The following is a 26,153-nucleotide window of genomic DNA, read 5'->3' as shown; positions in this document are numbered from 1 at the left end:
GAGATGGCGGGACCCAGGCTGCACCACGTGGGCATTGTCATGCGCAGCGAGGCTCAGGCGGTCGCGTTGCTCGACATCCTGGGTTTGCGGGTCGCGCGCCGCCAGCACGTGGCGGAGTACGAGGCCACGTGCCTGTTCACCGAGGGGGAAGGCGCGTCGCTGGAGCTCATCATCCCCACGGGGGGCAAGCTGGCGCAGTTCAACCAGGGCTTCGGCGGCCTGCACCACATCGCGGTGGAGGTGCCCGATCTGGCCGCGGCCTCGGCGGCGCTGAGGGGGCGGGGCATTCGGTTGCTCGAGGAGGCCCCCGTCGAGGCGGGGGAACTCCGCATCAACTTCGTGCCGCCGCAGTACACGCGGGGGGTGATCGTGGAGTTCGTCGAGCGGCGGCGGTCGCCCGGTCCCTGAGGCGACGCTGTGAGTCGAACGCGCAGGCATTTTCCTGGATGCGCTCAGTCGGTTCTTGCCGGTTAGGCCACGTCAATCCTGCCCAGCTTACGCAGGGAGATGTTCTCAGGCAACCCTCGCGATTGCACGAACTCCTTGTACGCCTGGAGCGCACCGTCGTAGGCGGTGTTCTCCCTGCAATCGTCCACGATGATGATGCCGCCGGGGCTCATGTGTGGGAACACGCCGTTCAGGGAACGCCGCACGGGGCGATAGAGGTCCACATCGATCAGGCAGAACGATATCCTGCCGAGAGAGCCGAAGTCGAAGGAATTCGTGTCGGCCTTGATCGAGCGGACGCGCGTGACCTTGTTCGACCTCATGGTGCCATCGAACCACTTCTGGCTGTTGATGTTGAAGACGCGATAGTTCCTGGCGTTCTTCCCCCGTTCACCGACTTCCACCTTCACGTCCTCAGATGTGAACCCCTGGAACGTGTCGAGGCAAATGTAGGGCTTCTCCAGGCCGATGAAGTCCATGTGCCTGTTCAGGAACACAGTCGTGCACCCCATGCCACATCCAACCTCCACAACCGCTCCCGGCACCTGCTTGGTCTCATCGAGGCACTTGCAGAGGAAGGCGAGTTGAGCGGGGGCGAACTGGTACATGTATCGGTAGAAGAAGTACCTCCTAAGGGGCGAGAGGAACTGTGCGTGCTTGATGATCCTCACGAGCAGACTCTTCATCGGTCACCTTTCACTTACCCCAAGAGCAGGTGTGTGTCGCCCCGGCAGCGGGGCAGGCCACTGGGGGAGGGGCGTTCTATCCGTCACCGCCCAAGCGGCGCTTCCACCACTCGGCGATCTCGATGGCCGAGGCGCCCCAGCCGCCGTGGTCGCGAATCCAGTCGAGCGCCCGCTCATAGACGCCGCGGTAGCCGGGGGCGTCGAGGTCGCAGAAGTGGGTGTTGTGCCAGAGGACCCCGAGCATCGAGCCGTCGGCTTCGGTGCGTTCGAGGTGAGCGCGCAGGCGCTCCCAGGCGGCGGACGCGTCGAGGCGCCCGTAGTCGCTGAAGGCTCCGTCGGATACAGCGAGCGGCAGCTCGAGCAGGCCTCCCGCAGGTCTGGAACCTGCGGGAGGTTCCGGCCCCAGGATGGGTCGGAAGGGGAAGGAGAAGCCGGCGCGATAGCCGTCGGCGTCGTGATAGCCGAGGGTGGCGTCGTAGCGCAGGCCGGCGGCGGCCTGTGCGCGCCAGGTGTCGGGCCAGTGGAAACGCAGGAAGTGCTGGCGGCAGCCGCGCACGGGCTCGTCGCATAGGGCCTCGAGGTCGCGCCGTTCGGCCGCCAGTTGCTCGGCGATGGCGAACGAGTCGAAGCTGCCGTGCAATGCGACCTCGCATCCCCGGGCGACGAGGCGGCGAAGCGTGTCGCGGACGGCATCGGCCGGGGCATCATAGGAGTTGACGATTCGTTTGCCGTGCAGCCGCCGGTCGGGCCGGCCGGCGAGGACGAAGAAGGTGGAGTGCATGCCGCGGGCCTGCTCGAGGTCGGCGATGGCATCGAGGTCGCTCCACGGGTCGGGGCCGCCGCAGAAGGCCCGGGCCACGGCAGGAAGGCGGCGGGGCGCGACGAGGCTGCGGGCGAGGTCCCTGGCCAGGCGGCGCGCCGTGCGGCGGCGCCAGAGGTCCACGTCGTGGCTCAGGAGCACGGCGAACCTGTGGCCGGCGGGCCAGGCGGGCTGGCGCTCGAGCGCGAGGCCCGCGGCCCCCGCGGCGCGCTCCAGAGCGGCCCCCAGCACGTGCATCAGGTCGGTCACGGCGGGGACGGGCAGCGGGCCGCCCGCGCCGCGCAGCCGACTGAAGGCGTCCCGGTCGGGGCGCGCCTCGTCGCCGCCCGTGAGCCAGAAGGCGGCGGCGCCGACGATGTCGGCCTCGACGCGCACGCGCGCGCCGTCGCCGGCGAAGAGCGTCTCGCGATCCGCCATTGCGCGGCGGTGGACGCGGACCGCCTCGTCGGCGGTGGTCGGCTCGCCGGGGGGGATCTCCACGAGAGCGTCCGCGGCGACAGGGCGTCCATAGGTCAGCGCGACGCGGCCTGGCGGCGCGGCGGCCGCCGCCTCGGGCAGAATGTCGTGGGCGAGGCCCAGGGTGTCGAGGAGGGTGTGGAGGGTGTAGGCGGCTGCGGCGGAGCGCGCGGAATCGAGGCCGCCAACTGCGACACACAGGCGCATCAACGGGTCCCCTGGCCGCAGTGGCCGACGACGAAGAAGAGCTTGCCCAGGCGGTCAACGGTGAACCGCTCGAAGCCGGCCTGCGTCATCAGGTGCTCGACCTGGCGCCTCGTGAAGAAGTAGACGGGGCAGCCGCGGAGGGCGAGGCGCACCTTGCGCACGGGGGCGCGCCAGGTCCATCTGCGGGGGAAGGCGGTGACGACCTTCTGGCGGCTCAGGCGCCGCATCTTGCGGAGGAAAGGCAGGCAGTCGGCCACGTAGTCGAACAGCCCGATGGCGAGGGTGATGTCGAACGCTTCGGCAAACCTGTGCTCCATGAAGTCGGCGTTCAGGAAGCGGCAGCGGTCGGCCACGCCCTCGCGTTCGGCCAGGCGGCGGGCGAGGCTGAGCATGCTCTCGGCGAAGTCGAGGCCCACCACCTCGGCGGCCCCGGCCCGCGCCACGGCCACGCTGAAGCGGCCCGAGCCGCAGCCCACGTCGAGCACGCGCAGACCGGGCGCCGAGCACTCGGCCACGGTGCGGCGGAAGCGCTCGTACATGTCCCACCGCAGCCGCCGGTCAAGCCAGCGGGCCAGGCGGCCCTTGTCGCCGGAGTAGATCGCGTCGAACTCGGCCGCCGTGGCGTGGAAGTGCTCGCGGACCTTCTCGCCCACCGTTCCGGCTCTTGGGCTTGAACTGCGGGGGTTGGACTCAGGCATCGGGGGTTTCCCGGCGGGGGGCGTTCCAGCGCACGCCTCTGCGCGTGAGCAGCCGCACGAGGCCGACCACATACGCGGCGTTGATCATACAGAAGTAGAAGGGCAGCTTCAACCGCCGGAGCGCGTGCGGAATGCGGGGTGCGGGGTGCGGCGCGGCAGCCGACAGGGCGCCCACGAGAGCCAAGGTGTAGAAGGCTGCTTGGGCAGCCAGGGTGGCACAGTAGAGCGGCCCAGGGAGGAAGAGGTTGATGGCGAATGCGGCCGCGAGGCAGAACGGCCCCAGGAGCCGCAGGAGCTTGTGGGCGACGAAGGTGAAGAGCAGCCAGGGCCTCGGCGGCCAGGCGAGGAGGCCCAGGAGGCGAAGCTGGCGCCAGTTGCCCACCGCAATGCGCACGCGACGTGCGAAGCCGCCCATCTCGGTCGCCTCCTCGTACGCCACGGCGTCAGGCGCGTAAACCGCGCGATGGCCGCCCGCGGCAATGTGGAGGGGGATTTCGTAGTCGTCGTTCGTGCGGATGCGCGAGAGGTCGGGGCAGAGGGCGCGCCGGACGGCGTAGAGGGAGCCGTGGGCGCCCAGGGTGCTGGCCAGGTCGCTCTCGCACTGCTTGACGAAGGTTTCGTAGCGCCAGTAGAAGCCTTCCTCGGCGCCGAGCTGGGCCGCCTCGGGGCGCAGCACCCTGTAGACGCCGCTCACGCAGCCGACGGCCGGGTCGGCGAATGGGCGCACGAGGCGGCGAAGGCTGGCGGGCTCGAGGCGGCTCGCGGCGTCGGAGAAGGCCACGATCTCGCCCGTCGCGGCGGCCAGGCCGTCGCGCAGCACGGCCAGCTTGCCGCGGTTGGCGGCGAACGCCATCAGGGCGATGCCGTGGGGCGCGTAGCGCGCGGCGACGGCGTTCGTGCCGTCGGTCGAGCCGTCGCTGAGCACGATCACCTGGAGCCGATCCCCCGGATAGTCCAGGTCCACGCAGCTATCCAGCTTTGCGGCCAGGGAACGCTCCTCGTTGTAGGCAGGGATCAGCAGCGTCACGGTTGGCGTGATGTCCTCGCAACGTGCCGGCCGCCGAGCTAGGCGCGCGACGATGGCGAGCAGCATGGGATAGCCCACGTAAGCGAGGCTGACCAGACCGATCAGGACCCAGAAGGCGATGGCCACTGCCTACTCCCTCCCCAGGACCAAGCGGCGCATGGCCTCGTAAGCTCGCAGGCCGAGCACTCGACGGACGGCATTGCGCATTGCCTGACTCGCGCGGAGACGTCGCCAGGCGTGGCTCGCTGGATTGACGAGTTGGCAGAAGAGGCCGAAGCCACAGGAGCGCTTGAGGACGATGCGCCGCAGGGCGAAGAGGTCGGTCGAGCGGCGGTTGCGCCCGATGACGCCCTGGAGCGCGGCGCGATAGCCGACTTCGCGGGCCAACGGCCCGAAGTGCCGGCTGTCGTAGCCGGTAGGCGATGCCACGAAGTCCACGGCTCGGCCCAGGCCCGCCTCGAGCACGCGCTTGGACTCCGCCAGCTCGTGGCGCAGGGCCTCGCGCGTGAGGGCCGACGGGTTGGGGTGGGTGAGCGAGTGCGAACCGGCCTCCATGCCGGCGTCGCACAAGGCGCGCAGTTGCGCCCAGGCGAGCCACTCGCCCGTACCCACGCGGCCCGCGGTGACGAAGAAGGCGGCCTGCTGCCGGCGCTCGACGAGCGCGGGCAGGGCCAGCTCGGCGTTGCTGCGGTGGCCGTCGTCGAAGGTGAGCACGACGGGCCGCTCGGGCAGGCCGCTTTCGCCCCCGTGCCAGCGCACGAGGTCGGCCATCGAGAGCGTGCTGAAACCCTCGGCGGCCAGGTGGTCGAGCTGGCGGCGGAACTCCTCGAGGGTGAAGACGTAGAGCCGAGCGGGCGGCGGCCAGCGGTGCAGTTCCTCGGCCCGCTCGACCAGGGCATGCCAGGTGAGAACGGTCACCTCATCGCGGACTGCGGATTGCGGATCGCGGATTGAGGACTGGGCTCCGCTATCGCGCTCAGGGATGCCGGATGAGTTCTTCGTAGATGGCCTCATAGGCGTTCACCATGCGGTCGAGCGAGAATTCGGCCTCGACGCGGCGGCGGGCGGCCTGGCCCCAGGCGCGGCGGCGCGCGGGGTCGGCGAGCAGGCTCGCCAGCGCCCCGCCCATTGCTTCGGGGTCGCCGACGGGCACGAGGCAGGCCGTTTCGCCCTCGACCGCGACCTCGGGGTTGCCGCCCGTGTCGGTGACCACGGCGGGCAGGCCCGTGGCCATGGCCTCGAGCAGGGCCACGGAGATGCCCTCGGTCCGCGACGAGAGAGCGAAGACGTCGAAGAGGCGCAGCAGCCGCGGCACATCGGTGCGCGCGCCGGCGAAGCGCACGGAGCCCGCGATGCCCAGTTCGTGCGTCAGAGCCTCCAGGGCTGGCCGCTCCGGCCCGTCGCCGACGAGGATGAGCATGACGGCGGCTGTTGTGGGCGGCGTGTCCTCGCGCCGCGTATCGCGGGATGGGGACATCCCGCCCACCACGCGCCGAGCAGACGCAACCGCGCGGAGGAGGCACGGATAGTCTTTCACCGGGCGCAGATTGCCCACCGAGCCGACGACGAGGGCGCCCTCGGGCACGCCCAACTCGGCGCGCCGCGCCGGCTCGGGCGGGCCGGGGCTGAAGGCTGCCATGTCTACGCCGTTGTGCACGACCCGCGGATGGCGGGGGCACAGGCCGAACCCTTCGGCCGCGGCGCGCTGGAGCCAGTGGCCGACGAAGACCACGCGGTCGAGCCATCGCCCCAGACGCGGGAGGAGCGTGGCCGAGCGCTTCTGGCGGAAGATGCCCAGCCCGTGCACGGTGAGAATCGCCGGCACGCGGGCCAGGCGGCCCGCCAGCAGGCCGTAGGTGGCCGACTGAAGGTCGTGGGCGTGTACGAGGGCGATCCCCTCGCGCCGCAAGAGTCGCCGCAGGCGGAGGAGGAGGCCGAGGTCGAAGGCCCGCCGCTTGGGCACGATGTGGACCGCGCGCCGTGCGGCGCTGAGTTCCTCGGCGAATGCCTCCTGGCGGAAGCAGGCCACGGCGGGGTCGAAGCGGCCGCGGTCGAGCCGCACGGCCAGCTCGACGAGCAGCCGCTCGGCGCCGCCGCGGAGCAGCGCGTCGGCGAATTGCAGCACGGGACGGGCACGCGGTTGCGCTCTGGCCATTCTGCGATCCGCACTCCGCAGTCCGCACGCCCTCACCGGTCACCGTGAGCCGCGATGTGGTCGCGCACGCTGGCGATGATGCGTTCGATGGACAGCGAGGGCTCGAACCCCAGGAACTCGCGGAGCTTGCTGATGTCGGGCACGCGCCGCAGCATGTCGCGGAAGCCCGGGGCATAGGCCTCGTCGTAGGGCACGTGGGCGATGGCGGCCCGAGGGTTGACCACGCGCTGCACGCGCTCCGCGAGCTCGTTGATGGTGAGCTCCGCGTCGCTGCCGACGTTGAAGACCTGCCCCACGGCGCGCTCGTCGGCCGCGAGGCCCATCAGGGCGCGCACCGTGTCGCTCACGTGGCAGAAGGCGCGCGTCTGCGTGCCGTCGCCGTAGACCGTGATCGGCCCTCCGGCCAGGGCCTGGGAGACGAAGCGGGGGATGACCATGCCATAACGCCCCGTTTGCCGCGGCCCCACGGTGTTGAACAGGCGGGCGATGACGACGGGCAGCCCGCGCTCGCGGTGGTAGGCGAGCGCGAGGAATTCGTCGAGCGCCTTCGAGCAGGCGTAGCTCCACCGCCCCTGGGTGGGCGGGCCGAGCACGAGGTCGTCGTCCTCGCGGAAACGGGCGCTCATGGTGCTGCCGTAGACCTCGGAGGTGGAGGCGAGGAGCACCTTGCGCTTCTTCTTGGCCGCATGGTGCAACACGGTCTCGGTGCCGCGGACATTGGTCTCGATGGTGCGCACGGGGCTTTCGACGACGAGGAACACGCCTACGGCCGCGGCGAGGTGGAACACCACGTCGGCCTCGTCCACCAGCTCGGCCACCAGCGGGCCGTTCATCACAGAGTCGATGCAGTAGTGGAAGCGGGATTCGGCCTTCAGCGGCTCGATGTTGGCCGCGCGGCCGGTCGAGAGGTCGTCCACCACGTAGACCTCGCCGCCGGCGGCCAGGAGCGCCTCGGCCAGGTGGGAGCCGATGAAGCCGGCGCCGCCTGTCACCAGGTACCGCACGCGGAGACCTCCTCTAGGGGAAGAGCACCTCGGTGGCGGCCGGGCGGAGGGCGAGCCCCGGGGCTTCCACCTCGGCGGGCGCCGGCACGTCGTCGAAGATGACAGACGTTGCCTCGGTGACCCGGCGGGCCGCCGAGATGAGCGCCACGGTGCCGTAGATGTTGATGGTCCACATCGCCGGCTGCCCCAGGCTGAAGGCGGCCCAGGCCAGGAAGCCCATGAACGCGCCGGCGCCCACCACCGCCACATCGGTGAGCTCGGGCGCCTCGCGCGCCAGGGCCACCGCGCGTCGGGCATCGCGCAGCGCGCCGAGCACGATGAAGCCATAGAACATGATGAAGCCGAGCGCCCCCTCCTCGGTGAGGATCAGCAGGGGCACGCTGTGCATGGTGTAGGACCAGCCCCGGAAGTCCTCATCGCTCACCCACTCGCGGTACCGCAGGAAGAACTGCCGCGGCCCGATGCCGAAGATCGGGTTCGCCCCCAGAATGCGCATGGCCGTGCGCATCTGCTCCTTGCGCATGTCGATGGACGTGTCTACCTCGCCGGTCGGCAGCTTGTGGGTCCACACGCTCTCGAGGCGCGCCGAGACCCGCTCGGTCTGGTGGTAGACGGCGAAGAGCACCAGCGGCGCGGCCAGCACGAGGACAACCACCTTGCGCCGGTAGTACCAGGCCAGCATCGCCAGCCCCAGGCCCGCGCCCAGATAGGCCGAGCGCGACATGCAACGCAGAGACACGAGAACGAAGAACGGGATCAGGACGAACAGGGCGAGGCGAACCACCGAACGGAACTGCCCGGTGGCGACGGCAGCGGCCAGAAGCGTGCAGACGAGGACGCCGATGAGCGCCGGGCGATAGGAAGCCAGAGAGACCGAATCCCAGGTGAAGGCGAAGAACACCAGTAGCAGGGCCGCCGCCGCGACGCGAACCTGCTCCTCGAGGCGAGCAGCAATCAGCGCGCCGACGAGCGGCAGGGTGATGACGAGCTGAAGGCCGAAGTCGTGCTGGGCCGAGAACCAGTAGGGCCGCGCATACACCAGCGAGCCCACGTGCACCTTCTCCCACGCCAGGAACATCAGATGGCTCGTGGCCGCGACCAGGGCCACTGCCGTGATGACCATGCGCTGCGGCGTGTCGGTGAGCCGCGAGAGCAGGAAGTACAGCACCATCGCCTTGAAGTACAGGTCAATGTACTTGTGGTCCCATACACTCACGCCGTTGACGCCCGCCGACAGCAGCATGGCCAGGAAGAAGCCCACGATTCCCCAGTCCACCCATCCCCGAGGGGCGAACTCGCCGAGGCGGTCGCCGCGCGTCGCCAAGACGCCGACGACCGTGGTGATGTACAGCACCTCGTAGAAGTGCACGTCGTTGAAGAACCCGTATGTCTCGACGATGAGCACGTCCTTGAGGATGGCGTGGATCATGATGGCCACGGCGCCGAAGAACGGGCGGCGCAGGGTGAGGAACACGCACACCACCAGCCAGAGGATGAGTGCAACCGAACGCATCGCCCGTCAACTCCTCGGGGCCTCGGCGTACGCGCCGCGCCACGCCCGCAGCCGGATGCGCAAGAGGTCCAGGAACATCCGCACGGGGTCGCGCAGCGGGCGCACCCGCGAGTCGTGCGAGTCGAGCCAGCGGACCGGCACCTCGACAATATGATAGCCTAACTTGCGTGCGATGAAAAGCACCTCGACGTCAAAGGCGAAGCCCTCGAGCGTCTGGCGGGGGAACACCTCGCGGGCCGCGGCGGCCCGGAAGGCCTTGAATCCGCACTGGGTGTCGCGGATGCCGCGCATCACGAGCAGCCGCACCAGGTTGCGGAACACCCAGCCCATGACCCGCCGCATCCAGGGCTGCGGCAGCTCGAGCCGCGACTCGCGCAGGGCGCGGGAGCCGATCGCCACGTCGGCGGCCCCTGCGGCGATCGGCGCGAGCAGCTTGGGCGCTTCGCTGAACGGGGTGGATTCGTCGGCGTCGCTGAAGAGGATCACCTCGCCGCGCGCCTCGAGCACGCCGCGGCGCACGGAGTAGCCCTTGCCGCGGTTGCGGCCGTTGCGCAGCAGCCGCACCGCGGGTTGCGACGCTGCGTAACGGGCCGTGAGGGCCGCCGTGTCGTCCGTGCTACCGTCGTCCACCACAATCACCTCGCCCGGCGTGCGGCTCTGCGCCAGGAATGCCGTGGCGGCCTCGATCGCGGCCTCGATGTCCGCGCTCTCGTTGTAGGCGGGGATGACGATGGATAGCTGCGGCCGGATGGGCTCCACGCCTCGCTACTCCTTCCCAACGCGGCGCGAGAGCACCCGCTCGAGCGTGTGGAGTGCGCCGGGCAGTGTCTCGCGCATCTCGAAGCGCCTGGTCAGGCCCTCGCGCGCGGCGGTCTCGTCGCGCCGCAGATAGGCATACACGGGGGCGCCGCCCGCGAGCAGCGCCCGCAAGCGCTCGCCGCCGGGGCCGAAGCCGGCCTCCAGGCGCACCCCGACGCCCGCGCCCTCGACCTCTCGGAGAAAGCGAAGAGTCCCATAGGGGCCGTAGTTCGCCACAACTGTCGCTCCCTGCTCTGCGCAACCCAGCGCGCCCAGGCCGTCGAGATGGCCGAGGCGCGCAAACTCGCCCCGCCAGGGGCTCCGCGGGGTCACGTGCCGCAGCGGGCCCGCGGGGGACAACGCCAATGCGGCATAGGGCGGGCCGAGCACGAGCGCCGCGGCCGCGGCCAGGGCCACCGCGCGCCATCGAGCCACACTCACGCGCGCCCACGCGAGGTCCAGCCCCACCCCCATCAGCAGAGCCTCAACCGCGTGGCACGGCAGGCGGTAGACATCGTAGTGGTGCCAGTGCCGCAGCGTGGCGGCGAAGTTCATCTGCGCCAGATAGCCCAGGCCCACGAGGAGCAGGACGTCCCAGCGCCGGCGCCCCAGGGCGATCGCCCCCGCGAACGCCAGCAGGGCGCCCACCGGCGACAGCTCGGCAATGGCCCGCGTCGCGTGCAGCGCTAGTTGCGCCGGGTAATCGGCTGCGGCCACGCCGGTGAAGAACTGCCGCCAGTCGGACGGCGAACCCGACGCGGTCAGCAGCGCCGCCAGCCGCGTGCCCAGGCTCTCGCCTCCCGAGGCGGGAGCCGTGGTGACCAGGTAGTAGAGGTCGTACGTCAGCCATATCGCGCACCCTGCCGCCGCAGCGGCCACGCCCACCAGGCCCCCCACGAGCGCGCGGCGCCAGCCTTGGCGGCGCAGGTGGAGCACCGCGAAGAGGCCCACGGCGGGCAGGTAGAGGGCCAGGCTCGGGTGGCCGCCCATGCCTAGCCCGTACACGAATGCCGCGGCGCCCAGGAGCCGCAGCCCGCCACGCTGAGCCCACAGGTCGAGCAGCAGCATCACCCCGAGCGCCGCCGCCACCGCGACGATGTAGGGGTTGGCGTGCAGCGCCTGGCTCCAGAACAGCGGCGAAAAGCCCAGCAGCCAGGCCGCCAGCACGGCCACGGCGCGCGCGACGCCCCACCGCCGCAGGAGGGCGTAGCCGAGGGCCAGGCTCCCGGCCGCGGCCAGCGCGGCCACCGCGTGGGCCCGCCACGCCAGCGTGCCGAGCGGCAGGCACGTAGTCACCGCTTTGCCCAGCAGGGCCATCAGCGGATAGCCCGGCGGCTGAGCCAGCCCCAGACGGTACGCCTGGGTCGCGAGGACGGCCGAGTCGCCATCGAGCACGTGCCGTGCCGCGGTCGCCAGATACACGGCCAGCGGCACCCCGCCGGCGGCCAGGGGGCCGAGCCAATCGCGAGCGGGGCCGTTGCGCCGAGGGCGGTCAGTATCGCTCAAAGAGCTGCCCCCATTCGGTCTTGAGGGCCTCGCGCACACGCCGCCGCCCCACGAAGGGATACCAGTAGAAGTCGTGGTACAGGATCGAGGCGGCATAGGACCAGGGGACGAGGAATGTGCGGAGCAAGAGCCTTTCAAGGAACTTCAGCGGCCCCCAGTAGATGAGCTTCTGCCCGCGGCTGGCGAAGGTGTTCTGGTTGCCGTGGAAGCCGAAGTTCACGCCCGAGATGTCCTCGCCCGCGACCTCGATCTCGCGCGGGTCGCCGCAGCCGAGGCCGTCCTCGTGCGCCAGGCGGATGAAGTCCAGCTTCAGCGGGTCGAAGCCCATCATCTTCGCCGCAATCGCGTCAATGGCGACCTGGTCGGCGCTCGCGAGGATGTAGCCCTTTACGTGCGGCACCATGCAGCGGGGGCCGGGGCCGTCGCCAGCGAACGTGCCGTCCATCACGGCGAAGAGGCCCGAATGGATCTCCTTCTGAATCAGCAAGAGGTCCACCAGCGTCTCGTGGATGCGGCTATGGGTCCAGTGGCGGCGCTCGCTCAGCAGGCCGCCGAAGGCGTTCTTCATCGCGCCCGTCATCGTGGTGAAGACGTGCGTCTTCAGGGTCGGCAGGTGCACGATGTTGCTGCCGATGAAGCGCTGGGGGATTCTCACGCCGTCGGGAAAGATCTCGTGGAGCACGCGCAGCCGGCCCCTCGGCTCGTAGCGGACCCATTTCTCGCCCCTCTCGTAGAGGTGGACGTTGCGGACGCCATACCTCTCGAGCACGGGCTTGTGCCTGTTGGCCACCTCGCCCTTTCGCGCGCTGACGACCACCGTGCGGTTGTGGGCGCCGTAGAGGCTCTCGGCGGGATACCCCGAGGCCACGAGCCCGCGAATCACCCCCTCGAGCTGCCACGGCGTAGTCGAGCAGGCGGGGTAGAAGCGGTGCCACGAGATGTTGATCTTGAGCGCCGTCTCGCGGCCCTTGGGCAGATGGGCCTCGAGGTCCGCCAGCCGCATCAGGCGCGCATAGTCGTCGAGCACGGACTCGGGCGTGGTTTTGAGGACGGCGACCTTGCTCATGGCATGCCCCCCTGCCCTCCCCAGCGCCAGATGATCCAGGCGCTGGCAACGGCGTAGAGGAAGACCGTGAGGAGCAGCGGCTTGTCGGTGAGCAGGTGGCGTGCCGGGCTGCCGCCCTCGCGCTTCGAGTAGACGAGATAGAGATAGCGGAAAATGCCGTAGAGAACGAAGGGGAGCGTGTACTTGAGGTTGTCGGTGCCGAACTTCGCCACGGTTTCCCGATCGATCGTGTAGAGGGCGTAGGCCATCAGCGTCGAGGCGGTGACGACCGCGATCATCTGGTCCAGCATCTGCGGGCTGTAGCCGGCCAGGCTCAGGCGGTGGTTCACGGCGTCGGCCACCTCGACCAGCTCGTGCCGCCGCTTCGCGAGGGCCAGGAACAGCGCGAGCAGCGCCGCGCAGATCAGCAGCCAGTGCGAGAACTCGACCTCGATTGCCAGCGCCCCCGCTCCCGCGCGCAGCACGAAGCTCGCCGCGATGCACAACACGTCGAGGATCACCACGTGCTTCAGCGCCAGCGAGTAGGCGACCTGGAGCGCGAGATAGGCCGCCACCGCCAGCCCGAACCCCACGCCGAGGGCGAAGCCCCCGGCGACGGCGCCCGCGGCCAGGAGCCCCGACGCCAACAGCGCCACCCGCGCCGGCAGCGCACCGCTCGCCACGGGGCGCCGCCGCTTCAGCGGGTGCGCCCGGTCGCGCTCCGCGTCGCACACGTCGTTCAGCAGGTAGCTCGCGCTCGACGCGGCACAGAAGAGCGCGAACGCCGCCACGCTCAGCAGAATGAACCGCTCGGCCCCTGGGCCCAGGAACCTCTTGGCAAACAACAGCGCCGCGAAGACCAGCAGATTCTTCGTCCACTGATGCGGCCGCAGCGCCGCCGCCAGCGCCAGCCACAGCCCACCCCGCGCAGCCACCAATGCCTCAGTGCTCATGCCCTGATTCTACCACAAGTGCCCATGGCTTTCACGGCCCGTCTGTGCTGCGAGCCCGAGCCTCGTCTGTATCACCGCCCCGCGTGATACAGCTAGGCGCTTCGGCGATCCGGCTGCGTCCGGGGCCGTTCCCGCCTTGCTGTATCACTTTCCCCCACACGGGGGTGATACAGCTAGGCGGCATGTTGCCCAAGCTCAACATGGCGTGCCAGGCGTCCAAGCCCATTCCAACGGAAGTGTCGCTCCGATATACACTTACGGTTGAGTCCTTCGGCGCCGGAACCCTTCACTCCCTGGCCCTCCCGATCACCCAAACGGAGTCGCCCCATCCCACGGCCCGCGCTGTCAGCCCCGTCAGGCCGACGACCAGCCACGACACCGCGCGCGCCCCGCACCGCGGCAGGCCCCGGAGGAATGATGTCCGTCGGCCGCCGGCCGCCGGCCGACGACCCGCTGCGGACGGCCCCCCGCCGACGGCCCCCTGCCGGTGCCGCCCCGCAAGCACATCCATGATCGAGTTCTCCAGCTTCCCCGCGGCATAGGCCACGGGGATGTGCTCGGAGCGCTCGCGGACAACCTCGAAGCCCGCCTCGGCCAGCGCCCGCCGCAGCGTGCGCCGCGAGAACTCGACCAGGTGCCCGGGAGGCGTCGGGTGCCCCCAGGCGCCCAGCGTGAGGGCGAAGAGGCCGTAGGTCACCCGCGGCACCAGGCCGCCCACATCGGGCGTCGTCACCACCAGCAGCCCGCCCGGCCGCAGCAGCCGGCGACACTCGGCCAACAGCGCTCGCGGGTCGCCCACGTGCTCCAGCACGTCGAAGAGCGTCACCGCATCGAAGCTTGCGTCGCCGAACCCTTGCCCCGACAGGTCGCCGGGGCGGACGTCGAGTCCCCTCGCCCGGGCCTCCTCGACGGCTCGGCGGTTCACCTCCACGCCCGTCGCCTGCCAGCCGCTCGCCCGCGCCGCCTCGATGAAATAGCCCTTCGAGCAGCCGACATCGAGCAGGCGCCCGCGCGCCGGCGCCAGCGCCTCGATCTCGCGCAGCCGCCGCGCGAAGGTGCGGCGGCGCTCGGCCTCGTTCACCTCCGTGTGGTACTCGCCCGAGGAATAGAGGGCCTCGAGCGCCTCGCGCGGCGGCTGGGGCCACACGTGCACGAGGCCGCAGCCGCGGCAGCGCACCACATCGCAGCCGTTCTTCGTCACCAGGAGCCGCCGCTCCGAGCCCGCGCACAACGGGCAGCCGGCAGCCTTCGCATGCTCACGGGGCCAGGCCATCGGGTCGTGCCCTTCTGCCGCGGAGCGCGTCCCGCAGGAGGCCGATCATCTCCCGAAACAGCGCCCGCTCCCAGAGGAAGATTGTCGCGCCATAGCTCAGCGCGCCCAGGCCCGCCACGGCGAGCAGCGGCGCCCAGCCCACCAGCCCCCAGGCCCGATGGGCGCCCAAGAGCCCCGCGCTCACCACCGTGGCCATCACCAGGGCCGCCTTCAGCGCGGGCATCACCACCCCCGCCAGATCCGCCAGCGAACACTGCAACACCCGCCGGAGCACGAGGGCGTTGCAGCCCAGCGTCACGAGGCGCGCGAGCAGCAGCGAAAACGCCGCTCCCACTGCGCCCCTCCACACCACGAACGGCACCACCGTGGCCATCACCACCCCCAGGTTCACCACGCCGAGCCACAGGTTGTAGCGGGGCTTTCCCACGGCGACGTAGAGCTGCCCGGTCGTCGTGTCAATCGCCCGCACGATGTAGAAGAGCCCGAGCACGTGGAAGATCGGCACGCTCGGCAGCCAGCGCAGCGGAAACGCCAGCGGCACGGCCTCGCTCGCCACCAGCACCAGCCCGGCCAGCAGCGCCGTGGAGAAGAGGGCCGAGAGCCGCACGATGCGGCAGTAGCTCTCGCGCAGCCGCGGCACATCGTCCTGCACCTTCGCGTAGACCGAGATCGCCACGCTGCCGAAAATCGTCTCGCTGATCTCGCCCAGCCGCGACACCCAGGTGGAGGCGAAGTGGTAGAGGCCCAGCGCGCCCACCGACAGCAGTTCCACAAGCGTCTGCCGCCCGACGGTCTCGTACAGCACCATCACCACGGTGGCGGCCCAGAGGTACTTGTTGAAGTGCAGCAGCTCCCGGGCCACCGTGCGGTCGAACCGCAGCCGCGGGCGCAGCGGGCTGATGGCCCACCCCAGGAGCGCGCGCAGGCCCTCGCGCGCCAGGCCGGCGATCGCCAGCGCCCAGTGGCGCTGCCCGTGCGGAATCGCCCAGGCCAGCCCGATGGCCAGCCCCGTGCCCATCACGGCGCTCGCCGTCTCCACCACGAACAGCCGCCGGAAGTGGAAGCCCCGGTAGAAGGCGCCCTCGGTAACGGTCGCCGCGGGGCGCAGGAAGAACAGCAGGCCCAACGCCCACAGCAACGCGGGGTCGAGCGCATAGACCTTCGTGAACGGCGCCACCACGGCCAGAACCAGGTAGCTCAGCGCCGCGGCGCCCAGGAGCAGGATGAACCCCGTGTCCACCGCCTCCTGCACGCGGTCGCGGCGCTGGATGATCGCGTAGTGCATGCCCAGGCTGGTGGCCGCGCGGATGAGGCTGATCACCACCATCGCCGCGTCGAGCAGGCCGTAGTCGTTCTTGTCCAGCAGCCAGGCCAGCGCGAACGCGCCCACCACCTGCACCGCCTGGGTGGTGTAGATGGTGAAGACGCGCCACTTCGCGCCGCTGATCGCCGCTTGTCGCAGATTGTCGGCCATGGCGCCCAAGCCTCAGGAGGTCCCAAACCATCGGGCCAGCCGCGCCGCGCCCCGCGCCCCGCGCGCGTGCCAGCCGGGCCGGGCCAGGGCCAGCGGCGTCCAGCGTCCTCGCGCCCATCGGCCCGCCACGGGCACGCGCCGGAGGCCCAGGAGCAGTCGCCACACCTCCCGCGCCTCGTCCACCCGTCCGTCCAGCAGCGGCTCCCGGTACGTGCGCGCGGCCTGAGTCATTGTCAGGAACCCGACGCCCGGCCGCCCCTGGCACCACGCGAGCAGGGCCTCGAATTGCGCCAGGCTCAGCTTGCCATAGGTCCGGGCCAGCGGGTGCGCGCTCTCGGCGAAGCTGAACTCGTGGCACGTGCAGACCACGATGGCCGGCCCGGGGTGTCGCGCCAGCCCGCGAATCGCGCGGCGCACCTGCGGCAGGCCGCACGTGTGGGGCAAGGCGACGACGGCGGGCTCGACCCGCGGCTCGACGAGGCTGGCCGAGAGCACCTCGAAGCCCGCCTCGGCCAGCGCCGCGCCCGTGGCCGCGTCCGCCGCGTTCCAGGGCGGGATGAAGCTGGTCGCCGGCACGCCCAGCCACTCGTCGAGCCGCGCCTTGCCGGCCCGCAACCGCTCGGCCTGCTGCGCCGCCGGAAGGCCCGCAAACTCCGAGTCCCGATTGCCCACGCGCGCGAGGGCCTCGTGCGTGTAGCCGTGCAGCGCCGCCTCCGCGCAGCCAGTCCGCACGCCCTCGCGAAGGGCGCCGAGCTTCGCCGCATCGTCGCCCAGCGCCCAGCGGCCCTCCAGGAGCGGCACCACGCCCAGCGTCAGCGGCACGCCCCGCCGAACGGCCGCGTCGAGCAGCCGGCGCTCGATGTCGTCCTTGCTCCTGTCGCGCTCGCCGCGGCTCGCGCTGTAGTCGTCGTAGCGGAGCACGACGACGATTCGGCTGTCGGCCATCGCATCACGCACGGGCCGCCCCTCCGGCGACGAGGGCCTCGAACTCCGCGATTCGCTTCGGCCAGGCGTACCGCTCGACGGACGGTTGCGCGGCCCGGCTCAGGCGGTCGAGCAGCGCCTCGTCGCCGAGCACGCGGCAGATGGCCTCGGCCAGCGCCGCGGGGTCGCGTGGCGGCACCAGCGCGCCGTTCACCCCATCGGCCACCGTCTCGTTCAGGCCGGGGATGTCGCTGCCGACGACGGGCGTGCCGCAGGCCAGGGCCTCCACCGGCGCCAGCGGGTGCCCCTCGGCGAGCGAGGGCACGACCAACAGGTCGGCCTCCGCGTAGAGGCCCGGGAGCGCCTCGCGCGGCACCTGCCCGGCGAACTCCACGTGCCCCGCCACGCCGAGCCGCCGGGCCAGCTCGTGGAATTCGCCCCCCTCCCCTTCCACGCCGCCGACGAGGCGTGCGCACACGCCGGGGAAGCGCTCGACGACCCGCGGCAGGGCCTCCAGGAAGTATCGCAGGCCCTTCTCGGGCGAGAAGCGCCCGACGTAGAGGAGCTGCCGCCCGGCGCGCCGATGCGCGCCACGCTTCCCGGTGTCCCACGCGGCCAGGTCCACGCAGTTCGGCGCAAGCCACAGGCGCTCGGGCGGCACGCCCCGCGCGCGCAGGCCGTCGTAGATCTCGCGGCTGATGCAGGCGATCCGCGGGGCGTGCCGCGCGCAGAAGTGCACGGCGTACTGGTAGACCCACGTCACGGTGCGCGGGTAGAGGCCCCGCTTGCCCGGGCTGTAGACCCAGCCCTGGAAGGCCATGAGGGCGGGAACGCCCAGGCGGCGGCAGGCGTGCCACGCGCCGAAGTAGGCCGTCGAATCGGTCGAGAGCAGCACGTCGGGCCGCGGCTCGTGACGCGCGAGCGCGCGCCGCAGGCGCCAGGCGAAGGCCAAGCCGCCCTCGTCGAAGGCCCTCCAGCGCCCGAGCCGCACGGGCACATAGGCTCGAGTGGGGGTGCTGGCCGCCGCATCAACGTCCCCCGCGAACACGGCCACCGCGTGCCCAGCCGCCTCGAGGTGATGGGCCCACTCGCGCACCACGGTAGGCACGGCGCCCGCACGATGGAAGAAGCGGTTCACGAGGGCCACTCTCATGCGATGCACCCCGGTGCCACTGCGCGGCGGATGGCTGGATGAGCGGGAAGACGGATGGGTGTCAGGCCGCCTCGTGTTTCGCCCAGACATCCATTCATCCGATTATCCTCCCTCATCCGGTGGCAAACGCCTCTCTCGCAACCACTCCTGCGCCTTGCGCTTGAGCTTGAGGACGGGAGCGGGGGTGAGGGCGCGGCCGCGGTTGCGCGCGCGCTCGGCCAGCCGCCGCAGGCCCAGGTGCAGCCGCGCGCGGGCCGCGGGCCGCCCGAACGTGAGCTGCACGCACTCGCTCGCCGCGGCGCCCCACCTCTGCTTGTACGGCGCGGCGCCGGCCAGGAAGTCGTAGGCCCGCGCGCCGCCCGCGATGCTCTGGCGAATGACGTGCGCCTTGAGCGCCGTGCCCACGTTCTGGTCCGAGCACGCGAGGTCGTAGGCCTGCTGGAGGAAGTAGACGCGGCCCAAGTGCTCGAAGCTGAACTCGTGCGCGACAAAGCGCCCGCCCAGCCGCAGCGACCAGAGGCGCAGCCAGCCGCGACGCAGGAACGCCTCGCCCATGTCGCGGTAGAAGCCGCGGCGGGCGGCGTCGGCGAAGGCGCCCGGCTTGCCCGCGGCCCGCCAGCGGCGTTGGTGCAGGGCGAAGAGCGACTCCAGCCGCTCGGGCAGCGCCGCCGCGTCCGCGCACATTTCGAAGGCCGCGGCATCATCCGCCCCGAATCGGCGCTCCAGCGAGCGCAGCTTGCTGCGGAAGCGGGGCTGAAGCGTGGCGAGGTACTGCTCCCAGGCGCCCGGCAGGCGAATGGCGAGGCAGGGCACGCTCTTCGATTCCACGAGCCAGCCGCGCTCCGCGGCGAGACGGCGCAGCGGCGCCAGGTTCGGCGAGGCCGCGGGCATCAGGTGGAGGTGCAACAGGTCCCAGCCGCGCTCGTCGCGTTCGATTGCGTCGAGGAACGCGGGCAGCACGTCGGCCTCGCGGCCCGGTGCGATGGCGAAGTCGAGGTACTCGGAGTCGCCCGAGCGGTCGCCGACGACGCCGAGGCGCCGCAGCGAGCCGAGGCGGTGCGCGGCCGCCACGCGGCTGCGGTAGAGCGGGGCCAGGCCCACGAGCGTGTCGCCCTCGCGGGCCGCGAGGATGGCCAACTCGTCGCCCTTGGCGGCGAAGTGCCGCCACCAGGGCACCAGCCACTCCCAGGTGAGGAAGACGGTGGCGCTCGCCGCTCGCTCGACCAGCGGGTCCCACTCGGGCTCGAGCCGCTGCCAGTCTGCCTCGGTGGTGATGGCCCGCACGCGCATGAGAGCCCCGCCCGTGTCAGGGTGCCGTCTTGCGGCGGAAGACTCGAAGCACGTAGGTATGCGGCTCGTCCACCTTCGCGCGCCATTCGGGCTGCTCGGTGAAGTGCGCCGCCAGGTGATCGGCCAGTTCGGGGAAGCCCTCGAGCTCGCGCTTCTCGGTAATCGCCACAATCACGAAACGCGGCGGATGCTGCTGGAGGCCGGCCATGATCTCGGCGCGCACCGCGTCCTGAAAGAGAAACGCCTTCGCCAGTGGAACCTGGTAGCTGAAGTTGAAGAGGTACTTCGTGGACGCCGGCCGCCCGGCCAGCGCGTAGATCTGCGGGCGGCCGCCGAAGAGGAAAATGTGGTCGGACGGCGCGGTCTTCGCAGCCAGATCGCGCGCCAGGCGCGCGACAACCTGGTTCGGCTGTTTGGGGTCCACTGCGAGCCGGTACTCGCCGGCGCCGCGCTTGGCCGCGAACGCCAGGAGCGCGAGCAGGGCCATCCCCAGCCCCGCCGCCACGAGACGGCGGAGCCCCGGCGCGCGCCCCAACTGCCCGAGGGCGGCGAGCGCGACGGCCGACGCCGCCGCCAGCGGCGCCAGGGTGGGCAGGTAGTAGTAGTGCGCGAACTGCCCCGGCAGGAACAGCCCGAGGAACGCGGCCAGCACCCAGGCGAGCACGACCAGCCCGCCCCGCCGCTCGGCGGGCCGCCGCACGGCGAGGAGAATGCCGCCGGCCGCGGTGAGCCACAGGAAGGCGTGGTCGAAGAGCTTCGTCGTCACGAGCCGCCGCAACTGGTCGAGCAGCGCGCCCTTGCGGTGCTCGGTGGCGTAGAGCACGTTGTAGGTGTAGGTGCACTCCCAGAAGTCGGCGAACGCGCCGCGCAGGGCGAAGTAGCCGGCGAAGAGGGCCCACGGCAGCGCGGCCCCGGCCGCCATCAGGCCCGAGTGGGCGGCCACGCGCCCCCAGGCCTGCCGCCCGTGCGCGCGCAGGGCCTCCGCGGTCGCCCACGCCCAGGCGAGGAGGCCGATGGGGGCCGCAATCTGCTTGGCCGCCACCCCGAGGCCGAGCCACAGCCCGGCCAGCGCCGCGTGCCGATAGCGCCACGAGCGCACGTAGCTCGACGTCGCCAGGAGCCCGAGAGCGGCGAAGAGCGTGGTCAGGCGCTCGGGCTGGAACGCCTCGAGTTGCATGCCGGGCATGCCGGAGAAGAGCCCGAAGGCCGTCGCGGCAGCCACCCCTTGCCATGCGCCGAAGAGCCGCCGCACGAGGGCGAACAGGGCTAGGGCCGTCGCCGCGTCGCAGAGCATCGCGCCCACTCGCAGCGCGGGCGCCACGATGGCGGGGCCCGAGCCCGCCACGGCGAAGATGCCCCGATAGACCAGGTAGATCAGCGGCGGCTTGTGGTCCCACACGTCCCGGTAGGGCAGGCCCCCCGCGGCCCAACGCATCGCGCAGTAGGAGTACTCGCCGCAGTCCTGGTCCAGCGGAAACTGGAAGGCGGGAATTCGCAGCAGGAGGGTCAGGACGATGCCCGCGGCGAGCGCGAAGTAGACCCGCCGGCTGGGGGCCGAGGCTTCCTCGGGTGGTCGTGGCTCGGTCATCGCTGGCTTCCTGGAGCACGAGGCCTTGTTTTCACGAGGCCGCCTGGGCCTTCAACATCAGCGCGGCGTAGTGGCAGCCCCACACGTTCCGCAGGCGCCGGATGGCGAAGAGCCCGCGGGTGACGTCGCGGAGCATCTGCTTGGAGAAGCAATGAAGATGTCCCTCGCTGAAGCCCGGCTCGATGCCTGGGAACAGCAGCCGCATGAGGCCGACGGCCCTCAACGCTTTCTTGACGAGGAGCTTCGGGCGCTCGATGGGCACGGTCACGACGACCCGCGTGGCGGGCGTGGCGATGGTGTGGATGCCCTCGACCAGCCGCCGCGGTTCGGGCACGTGCTCGAGCACCTCGGCGCACACGATCACGTCGAACTCCCCGGGTCTGTACGGCAGCGGGTCATTGCCGTCGAAGTGGCCGAACTCGATGCCGGCCTCCCCGTGCTCGGCCGCGCGGGCGCGGGCGTCCGCGAGCGAGCGCTCTGAAATGTCCAGTCCCACCTTGCGCCGGCACCGGGGCAATGCCACCAGCACGTGGCCTGCCCCGCACCCGAGCTCGAGCACGGCGTCTCCCGGCGCCACCCCGGCCAGCCGCACGATGGCGGCGACGCGCGCATGCTCGATCCGCCCCGCGAGGCCGTGATATGGCGTCGGGTGCTTCAGGTACATCTCGTCGTTCCACCGCGCCATCTGCTCGTCCACGGCCGGGGCCTCCAACGCCGGCAATAGAATACCATCGCCGGCGCGCTCGCGCAAGGCAGCCGCTACGAGGGGGATGGCCCCCGGGCCTGGCCACCCGCGCCACGGAGGTCTCCGGTGGCTGCCCGTTCATCCCCTGTATCACCCTGTGAGAGCCGGAGCGAGCACGTATGGGCGGAAGGGCCGCAAAGCCGCCCGTATTGCCAAAGCGCCATACTTGCTCAACTGCGAGGGGGAGGGAATTGAGCAAGTATGGGGGGAAAGGCCGCGGTGCCCGGCGGGGGCGCAGGGGCGAGGAGCAGGGGCCATGCTCCTTGACAGGCACGCGCAGCATGTGGATGATTGGGCCATCGGCCTTCACGTGGAACCCGTTGCGAAGCCGACACATGGAATTCCTGGACCTCTTGCGCTGTCCGGCTTGCCGGGGCGCGCTGCGCGCCGGGCCCCAGGCGCTAGACTGCCCCGCCTGCTCGCGGCGGTTCGAGGTCGTTCACGGCATCCCCGACTTTCGGCCCGACTCGCCCGGCGCTCCGCGCCACGGCGAGTTCTGCCGAGAGGTCATCGCCCGCTGGCCCCGCACCTCGTACCGCGACCTGTGGCAGTTCTACCACGGGGACGAGTGCGACGCGCTGGGGCGTCTGTGGGACCGGCACGAGGCCGAGGCGCCGCGGCGCGGCGAGCGGCGGTGGGACACGATTGTCCGCCACGCGGCCGCGGCGGGCCGCGCAGTGGGCGCGGGCGGCACGGCCCTGGACATCGGCTGCGGCGTGGGCAGCGCGCTGTTCGGCCTGGCGCGGCGCTGTGCGCTGGCGGTGGGCATCGACATTCTGCTCACCGACCTCCTGCTGGCGAAGAAGCGGTTCGCCGAGGCCGGCACCGGCAACGTGGCCTTCGTGTGCGGCTCCGCTCTCGAGCTGCCGCTGGCCGATTCCTGCTTCGACCTGCTCAACGCCACCGACGTGATCGAGCACGTGCAGGAACCGGCGCGGCTGCTGGCCGAGGCCCGCCGGGTGATGCGGCCGGGCGCGGTGCTCTTCTTCAATTCGCCGAACCGCTTCTCGCTGCTGACGCGCGAGCCTCACGTGAAGCTCTGGGGCGTGGGCTGGTTGCCGCGCCGCTGGATGGAGCCCTACGTGCGGTGGCGGCGGGGCAGAAGCTACCGCGGCAAGCACCTGCTGTCGCTCGCCGAATTGCGAGCCCTGATGCGCGCGGCGTTCGGGCGCTCGTTCGCCATTCGGGCGCTGCTCCCCCGGAGCAGGGCGGCGCGCGCGCTGTGCTGGCCGATGGAGGTCCTCGCCCGGCCCCTCCTGCCCCAGCACAATGTGACAGCCTGGGCAGTGGATGAAGCAGGAGAGAAGCGGGAGGGTGCTTAGGTGGCGCTGCGCGTGTTCTCCAAGGGTTTTCTGAGTCTCGAGCGGCTCTCTCGCGTCCCCGAGGGACCAAGGGCGCGCGTGGCTCTCCTCGTGCTCGGCTGCGTCCTCATCCCCGCGTGGCAGGGCGGGTTTTGGGCTGCACGCGATCGCCTCAGCGACCGCTATCGCCTCCAGGCCTCCACCGGGCTGCTCGCCCAGGACAAGTTTGTGTACTTCCTCTACTACCTCGGGCTTTTCCCCGTGGCAACAGAGAGGGAGGACCTGGCCTACAGCCGCGACGGTGCCCGGGAACTGATCGCTCGGCATGGCGACACGCTGCTGATGGAGTGGAAGAACAGCTACCGCTCGGGCAGCCTGGGCACCACGCTGCTCTACCTGCCCGATGCCCTCCTCAAGGGCGCGCCGCGCGAGCCCAGCGTGCGGCCCTGTAACGCCATGGCCTTGACGGCGGGGCTGGTCGCTCTCTTCGTGTCCTTCTGGTATGTGCGCCAGCCGATCCTCGGCCTCGTGCTGGCCGTGCTGCTGGGCTCGAACCCGTTTCAGTTGCACGAGGTCTATGCGCGGGAGAACACGTTCGGCTGGCCGATCACGGCGGCTGTGTGGCTCCTGGCGCTTCACGTGCCTCTTCTCGGCGAGCGCAGGGCGGCGCGTGGCTACCTGTGGGCCGTGCCGGTGGCGGCTGGGCTGCTGCTGGCCTCCGTCAAGCAGGTGCGCCCCGAGCCGCTCGTGCTCATCCTGTCGCCGCTCGGGTGTTATCTGCTGCTCGCGCAGGCGAGTTGGCTCGTGAGGGTGGGGCTGGTGCTCGTGCTGGTGGCCGCGTACGGCGTCGGCACGTGGGCCTGGGCGCATTTCTTCGATGCGAAGTTTGCCCAGGCTCAGCGCGTGGTCGCGGCAGCGGGCGGGCACCCCTATGTCGGGCCGCGCTCGCACAACCACCTGTTCTGGCACCCGATCTGGTGCGGCCTGGGCGACTTCGACTCGACCCACGGCTACAAGTGGGATGATCAGGCGGCGGCCGACTATGCCTTGCCCATCCTCGAGCGCGATTACGGCGTGAAGGTGCCCGCCACCGCAAGGACGCGCGTGCTCTTCGAGAATACGTACTGGGACAAGGCGGGACGCTACTACGTCATGCCCTACGAACTGCCGCACTATGAGGACGTGGTCCGCGACAAGGTTCTGGGCGACATCGCGCGCGACCCGCTGTGGTATCTGGGCATCCTCGCGCAGCGGGCCTGGCGAATCGTACGACAGACCACCCCGCCGCGGATCGCCATCGGAACTCTCGGCTTCGAGGTCCCGATGCATGGCCTCCTTACCGTGCCCGTACTCGCCTTGTTGGCGGCGCGGCGGTGTTGGATGATGCTCAAGCTCGTGGGCTTCGTGCTCCCGCTATCGCTTCCTGCGCTCCTGATTTTCTCGGGGCTGGGCCTGTGCCACTACTCGTGTTACCATCTCATCGTCACCGCGCTGATCGCGGCCTGGCTGATCGAGGCCGCCTTGCGGCGGCCGGCGCGCTCCCCTGCGCCGGCGCGGGAAGGGGCCGCGACATGAGCGGCAAGGCCACCCCCGAAGGCTGGCGGCGCGGCGACCCGGTGGCCATTCCCGGCAGCTATCAGTATGACGCGCTGGTCGCGGGGCCGGCCGTGCAGCGCTTCTGGCACCGGCGCAAGCTCGAGCTCGTGAGTGCCCTGGTCCTGCTGCGCGCCGGGATGCGCGCGCTCGATGTCGGCTGCGGCTCGGGCGTGGTGGCCCACTTCCTGGCCGGCCAGGGCGCGGAGGTGGACGCTGTGGACGCCAACGAGGGTGCCATTCGCTTCGCCCGCGCGCGGTTCGAGAGAGGCAACCTGCGGTTCCACCTGACCGCGGCGAACGAAATGGCCTTCGCCGACGGGAGCTTCGATCTGATCGTGTGCCTGGAGGTGATCGAGCACCTGCCAGCGGCCCAGGTGGCGGCCCTCCTGGGCCTTCTCGGCCGACTGCTGGCCGCCGAGGGGGCGCTGCTCGTCTCCACGCCCAACGGCGCGAGTCTGTGGCCGGTGATCGAGCGGCTGATGGACCTCTTCGGCCTGTCGCCGCCCATGCGTGGGGAGCAGCACATTACCCGGTTCACTCGCGGGCGGCTGGTGCAGGCCCTGGGGGCCGCGGGACTCGACGTGCGGCGTTCCGGGCGGTTCTGCGGTGTGGCGCCCTTCCTCGCGGGAGTCTCCTGGCGCCTCGCCGAGCGACTTGATACACTGGAACATCGTGTGGGACAGCCCCTCGGCAACCTCCTCTACGCCTTGGCAGGAAAGACTCCTCGACCGTGAGACTCTCGGTCGTCATCCCGGTCTTCAATGCTGCGCCGTTTCTGGAGGAGAGCCTGCGCGGGCTCCAGACCTATCTGGAGCAGCGCTGCCCCGACCACGAGATCGTCGCGGCCAATGACGGCAGCACTGACGGCTCGCTCGAGCTGCTCACGAGGCTCCAAGGCGGGCGGCTTCGGGTGGTATCTTGCCCCACGAACCGGGGCAAGTTCGCCGCCCTTCGGGACGGCATGGCCGCGGCGGCGGGGTCCTGCAAGGTCTTCACGGACGCCGATGTGCCGTTCGACCATTCGGCCCTGCCGTACATCGAGCGGCTCATCAATGATCGGGGGTTTCACCTCGTGGTGGGTGATCGGACGCTGCCCGACAGCGCGTACCACGAGAGCCAGCCCTGGACGCGGAGGCTCTCGACGAGCCTTTTCCGCCACGCGGTGCGGTTGCTGGTGACGGGCGGCATTCCCGACTCGCAGGCGGGCCTGAAGGGCTTTCGCGCAGAGGTGGCGGACGCGCTGTTCCCGCTGCTTGTCGAGACCTCGTTCGCCGGCGACATCGAGTTGCTCTACATCGCCCTCAAGTACAACCTGGCGATCCGGCGCATCCCGGTGCGCCTCCAGCGCCAGGGGCCCTCCACGGTGCGGCCATCGCGGCACGCCTGGGCCATGTTGCGCGCGCTCACGCGGCTGCGCGGCCGCTGGCGCCGCGGGCTCTACCACAGCGATGCGCTCGCGGCCCTGGCGGCCCAACGCTACTGGGAGGCGTGAGC

Annotated in this window: 24 protein-coding genes; 5 read left to right on the top strand and 19 right to left on the bottom strand. The window is 71.0% G+C overall.

Annotated features, from left to right (window positions below; genetic code table 11):
- The first annotated feature begins 3 nt into the window (after nucleotides 1–3).
- Nucleotides 4–408: a VOC family protein gene (locus PLE19_01585; GenBank protein ID HPD13611.1), complete on the top strand. Its 405-nt coding sequence runs from the start codon at nucleotides 4–6 to the stop codon at nucleotides 406–408.
- A gap of 62 nt (nucleotides 409–470) precedes the next feature.
- On the opposite strand, the gene PLE19_01580 is transcribed toward PLE19_01585, so the two are convergent.
- The 19 genes from PLE19_01580 to PLE19_01490 all read right to left on the bottom strand — a co-directional run bounded on the left by PLE19_01580 (nucleotide 471) and on the right by PLE19_01490 (nucleotide 21,714).
- Nucleotides 471–1,133, bottom strand: coding sequence for a TylF/MycF/NovP-related O-methyltransferase (locus PLE19_01580; protein ID HPD13610.1), 663 nt, complete (start codon nucleotides 1,131–1,133; stop codon nucleotides 471–473).
- Between the two features lie 76 nt (nucleotides 1,134–1,209).
- Entirely contained in the window at nucleotides 1,210–2,616 is a 1,407-nt protein-coding gene (locus tag PLE19_01575) for a polysaccharide deacetylase family protein (GenBank protein ID HPD13609.1), read from the bottom strand.
- A complete protein-coding gene (locus PLE19_01570) occupies nucleotides 2,616–3,269 on the bottom strand; it encodes a class I SAM-dependent methyltransferase (GenBank protein ID HPD13608.1) in 654 nt (217 codons plus the stop codon). The genes PLE19_01575 and PLE19_01570 overlap by 1 nt, the downstream gene beginning before the upstream one ends.
- A gap of 37 nt (nucleotides 3,270–3,306) precedes the next feature.
- Nucleotides 3,307–4,467 carry a glycosyltransferase family 2 protein gene (locus PLE19_01565; GenBank protein HPD13607.1) on the bottom strand — a complete coding sequence of 387 codons (1,161 nt, stop codon included), beginning with the start codon at nucleotides 4,465–4,467 and terminating at the stop codon, nucleotides 3,307–3,309.
- A 3-nt stretch (nucleotides 4,468–4,470) separates the two neighbouring features.
- Nucleotides 4,471–5,259 carry a polysaccharide deacetylase family protein gene (locus tag PLE19_01560; protein HPD13606.1) on the bottom strand — a complete coding sequence of 263 codons (789 nt, stop codon included), beginning with the start codon at nucleotides 5,257–5,259 and terminating at the stop codon, nucleotides 4,471–4,473.
- A gap of 58 nt (nucleotides 5,260–5,317) precedes the next feature.
- Entirely contained in the window at nucleotides 5,318–6,496 is a 1,179-nt protein-coding gene (locus tag PLE19_01555) for a glycosyltransferase (protein ID HPD13605.1), read from the bottom strand.
- Between the two features lie 32 nt (nucleotides 6,497–6,528).
- Nucleotides 6,529–7,500 carry a GDP-mannose 4,6-dehydratase gene (locus tag PLE19_01550; protein ID HPD13604.1) on the bottom strand — a complete coding sequence of 324 codons (972 nt, stop codon included), beginning with the start codon at nucleotides 7,498–7,500 and terminating at the stop codon, nucleotides 6,529–6,531.
- A gap of 13 nt (nucleotides 7,501–7,513) precedes the next feature.
- The gene (locus tag PLE19_01545) at nucleotides 7,514–9,013 is read right to left on the bottom strand and encodes an O-antigen ligase family protein (protein ID HPD13603.1); all 1,500 of its coding nucleotides are present in this window, start codon (nucleotides 9,011–9,013) and stop codon (nucleotides 7,514–7,516) included.
- A gap of 6 nt (nucleotides 9,014–9,019) precedes the next feature.
- Entirely contained in the window at nucleotides 9,020–9,772 is a 753-nt protein-coding gene (locus PLE19_01540; protein ID HPD13602.1) for a glycosyltransferase family 2 protein, read from the bottom strand.
- Between the two features lie 6 nt (nucleotides 9,773–9,778).
- Nucleotides 9,779–11,317 carry a DUF2723 domain-containing protein gene (locus tag PLE19_01535; protein HPD13601.1) on the bottom strand — a complete coding sequence of 513 codons (1,539 nt, stop codon included), beginning with the start codon at nucleotides 11,315–11,317 and terminating at the stop codon, nucleotides 9,779–9,781.
- Nucleotides 11,304–12,383 carry a DUF362 domain-containing protein gene (locus PLE19_01530; protein ID HPD13600.1) on the bottom strand — a complete coding sequence of 360 codons (1,080 nt, stop codon included), beginning with the start codon at nucleotides 12,381–12,383 and terminating at the stop codon, nucleotides 11,304–11,306. The genes PLE19_01535 and PLE19_01530 overlap by 14 nt, the downstream gene beginning before the upstream one ends.
- Nucleotides 12,380–13,315, bottom strand: a complete 936-nt coding sequence (locus PLE19_01525; GenBank protein ID HPD13599.1) for a decaprenyl-phosphate phosphoribosyltransferase — start codon at nucleotides 13,313–13,315, stop codon at nucleotides 12,380–12,382. The genes PLE19_01530 and PLE19_01525 overlap by 4 nt, the downstream gene beginning before the upstream one ends.
- 286 nt (nucleotides 13,316–13,601) lie before the next feature.
- Nucleotides 13,602–14,588 carry a class I SAM-dependent methyltransferase gene (locus PLE19_01520; protein HPD13598.1) on the bottom strand — a complete coding sequence of 329 codons (987 nt, stop codon included), beginning with the start codon at nucleotides 14,586–14,588 and terminating at the stop codon, nucleotides 13,602–13,604.
- Nucleotides 14,572–16,062: an oligosaccharide flippase family protein gene (locus PLE19_01515; protein HPD13597.1), complete on the bottom strand. Its 1,491-nt coding sequence runs from the start codon at nucleotides 16,060–16,062 to the stop codon at nucleotides 14,572–14,574. Before PLE19_01515 ends, PLE19_01520 begins: the two co-directional genes overlap by 17 nt.
- A gap of 12 nt (nucleotides 16,063–16,074) precedes the next feature.
- Complete coding sequence (locus tag PLE19_01510) at nucleotides 16,075–17,019, bottom strand: DUF2334 domain-containing protein (GenBank protein HPD13596.1); 945 nt, start codon at nucleotides 17,017–17,019, stop codon at nucleotides 16,075–16,077.
- Nucleotides 17,012–18,139, bottom strand: a complete 1,128-nt coding sequence (locus PLE19_01505) for a glycosyltransferase family 4 protein (protein HPD13595.1) — start codon at nucleotides 18,137–18,139, stop codon at nucleotides 17,012–17,014. Before PLE19_01505 ends, PLE19_01510 begins: the two co-directional genes overlap by 8 nt.
- 102 nt (nucleotides 18,140–18,241) lie before the next feature.
- Complete coding sequence (locus tag PLE19_01500; protein HPD13594.1) at nucleotides 18,242–19,429, bottom strand: GNAT family N-acetyltransferase; 1,188 nt, start codon at nucleotides 19,427–19,429, stop codon at nucleotides 18,242–18,244.
- Nucleotides 19,430–19,445: 16 nt separating this feature from the next.
- Nucleotides 19,446–21,017, bottom strand: coding sequence for a glycosyltransferase family 39 protein (locus tag PLE19_01495; GenBank protein HPD13593.1), 1,572 nt, complete (start codon nucleotides 21,015–21,017; stop codon nucleotides 19,446–19,448).
- A 31-nt stretch (nucleotides 21,018–21,048) separates the two neighbouring features.
- Complete coding sequence (locus PLE19_01490; GenBank protein HPD13592.1) at nucleotides 21,049–21,714, bottom strand: methyltransferase domain-containing protein; 666 nt, start codon at nucleotides 21,712–21,714, stop codon at nucleotides 21,049–21,051.
- Between the two features lie 383 nt (nucleotides 21,715–22,097).
- On the opposite strand from PLE19_01490, the gene PLE19_01485 reads away from it, so the two are divergent.
- The 4 genes from PLE19_01485 to PLE19_01470 are packed head-to-tail and all read left to right on the top strand — an operon-like array spanning nucleotide 22,098 to nucleotide 26,151.
- Nucleotides 22,098–23,084, top strand: a complete 987-nt coding sequence (locus tag PLE19_01485; GenBank protein HPD13591.1) for a methyltransferase domain-containing protein — start codon at nucleotides 22,098–22,100, stop codon at nucleotides 23,082–23,084.
- On the top strand, nucleotides 23,085–24,638 hold the full coding sequence (locus PLE19_01480) for a hypothetical protein (GenBank protein ID HPD13590.1): 1,554 nt from the start codon (nucleotides 23,085–23,087) through the stop codon (nucleotides 24,636–24,638).
- Nucleotides 24,635–25,393, top strand: coding sequence for a methyltransferase domain-containing protein (locus PLE19_01475; protein ID HPD13589.1), 759 nt, complete (start codon nucleotides 24,635–24,637; stop codon nucleotides 25,391–25,393). The genes PLE19_01480 and PLE19_01475 overlap by 4 nt, the downstream gene beginning before the upstream one ends.
- Complete coding sequence (locus PLE19_01470; GenBank protein ID HPD13588.1) at nucleotides 25,390–26,151, top strand: glycosyltransferase; 762 nt, start codon at nucleotides 25,390–25,392, stop codon at nucleotides 26,149–26,151. The genes PLE19_01475 and PLE19_01470 overlap by 4 nt, the downstream gene beginning before the upstream one ends.
- Nucleotides 26,152–26,153 lie beyond the last annotated feature (2 nt).

Source organism: Planctomycetota bacterium (assembly GCA_035384565.1).
Lineage (GTDB): Bacteria > Planctomycetota > PUPC01 > DSUN01 > DSUN01 > DAOOIT01.
Note: the sequence above shows the minus strand (reverse complement) of the source record. Positions and strands in the feature narration are given on the sequence as shown.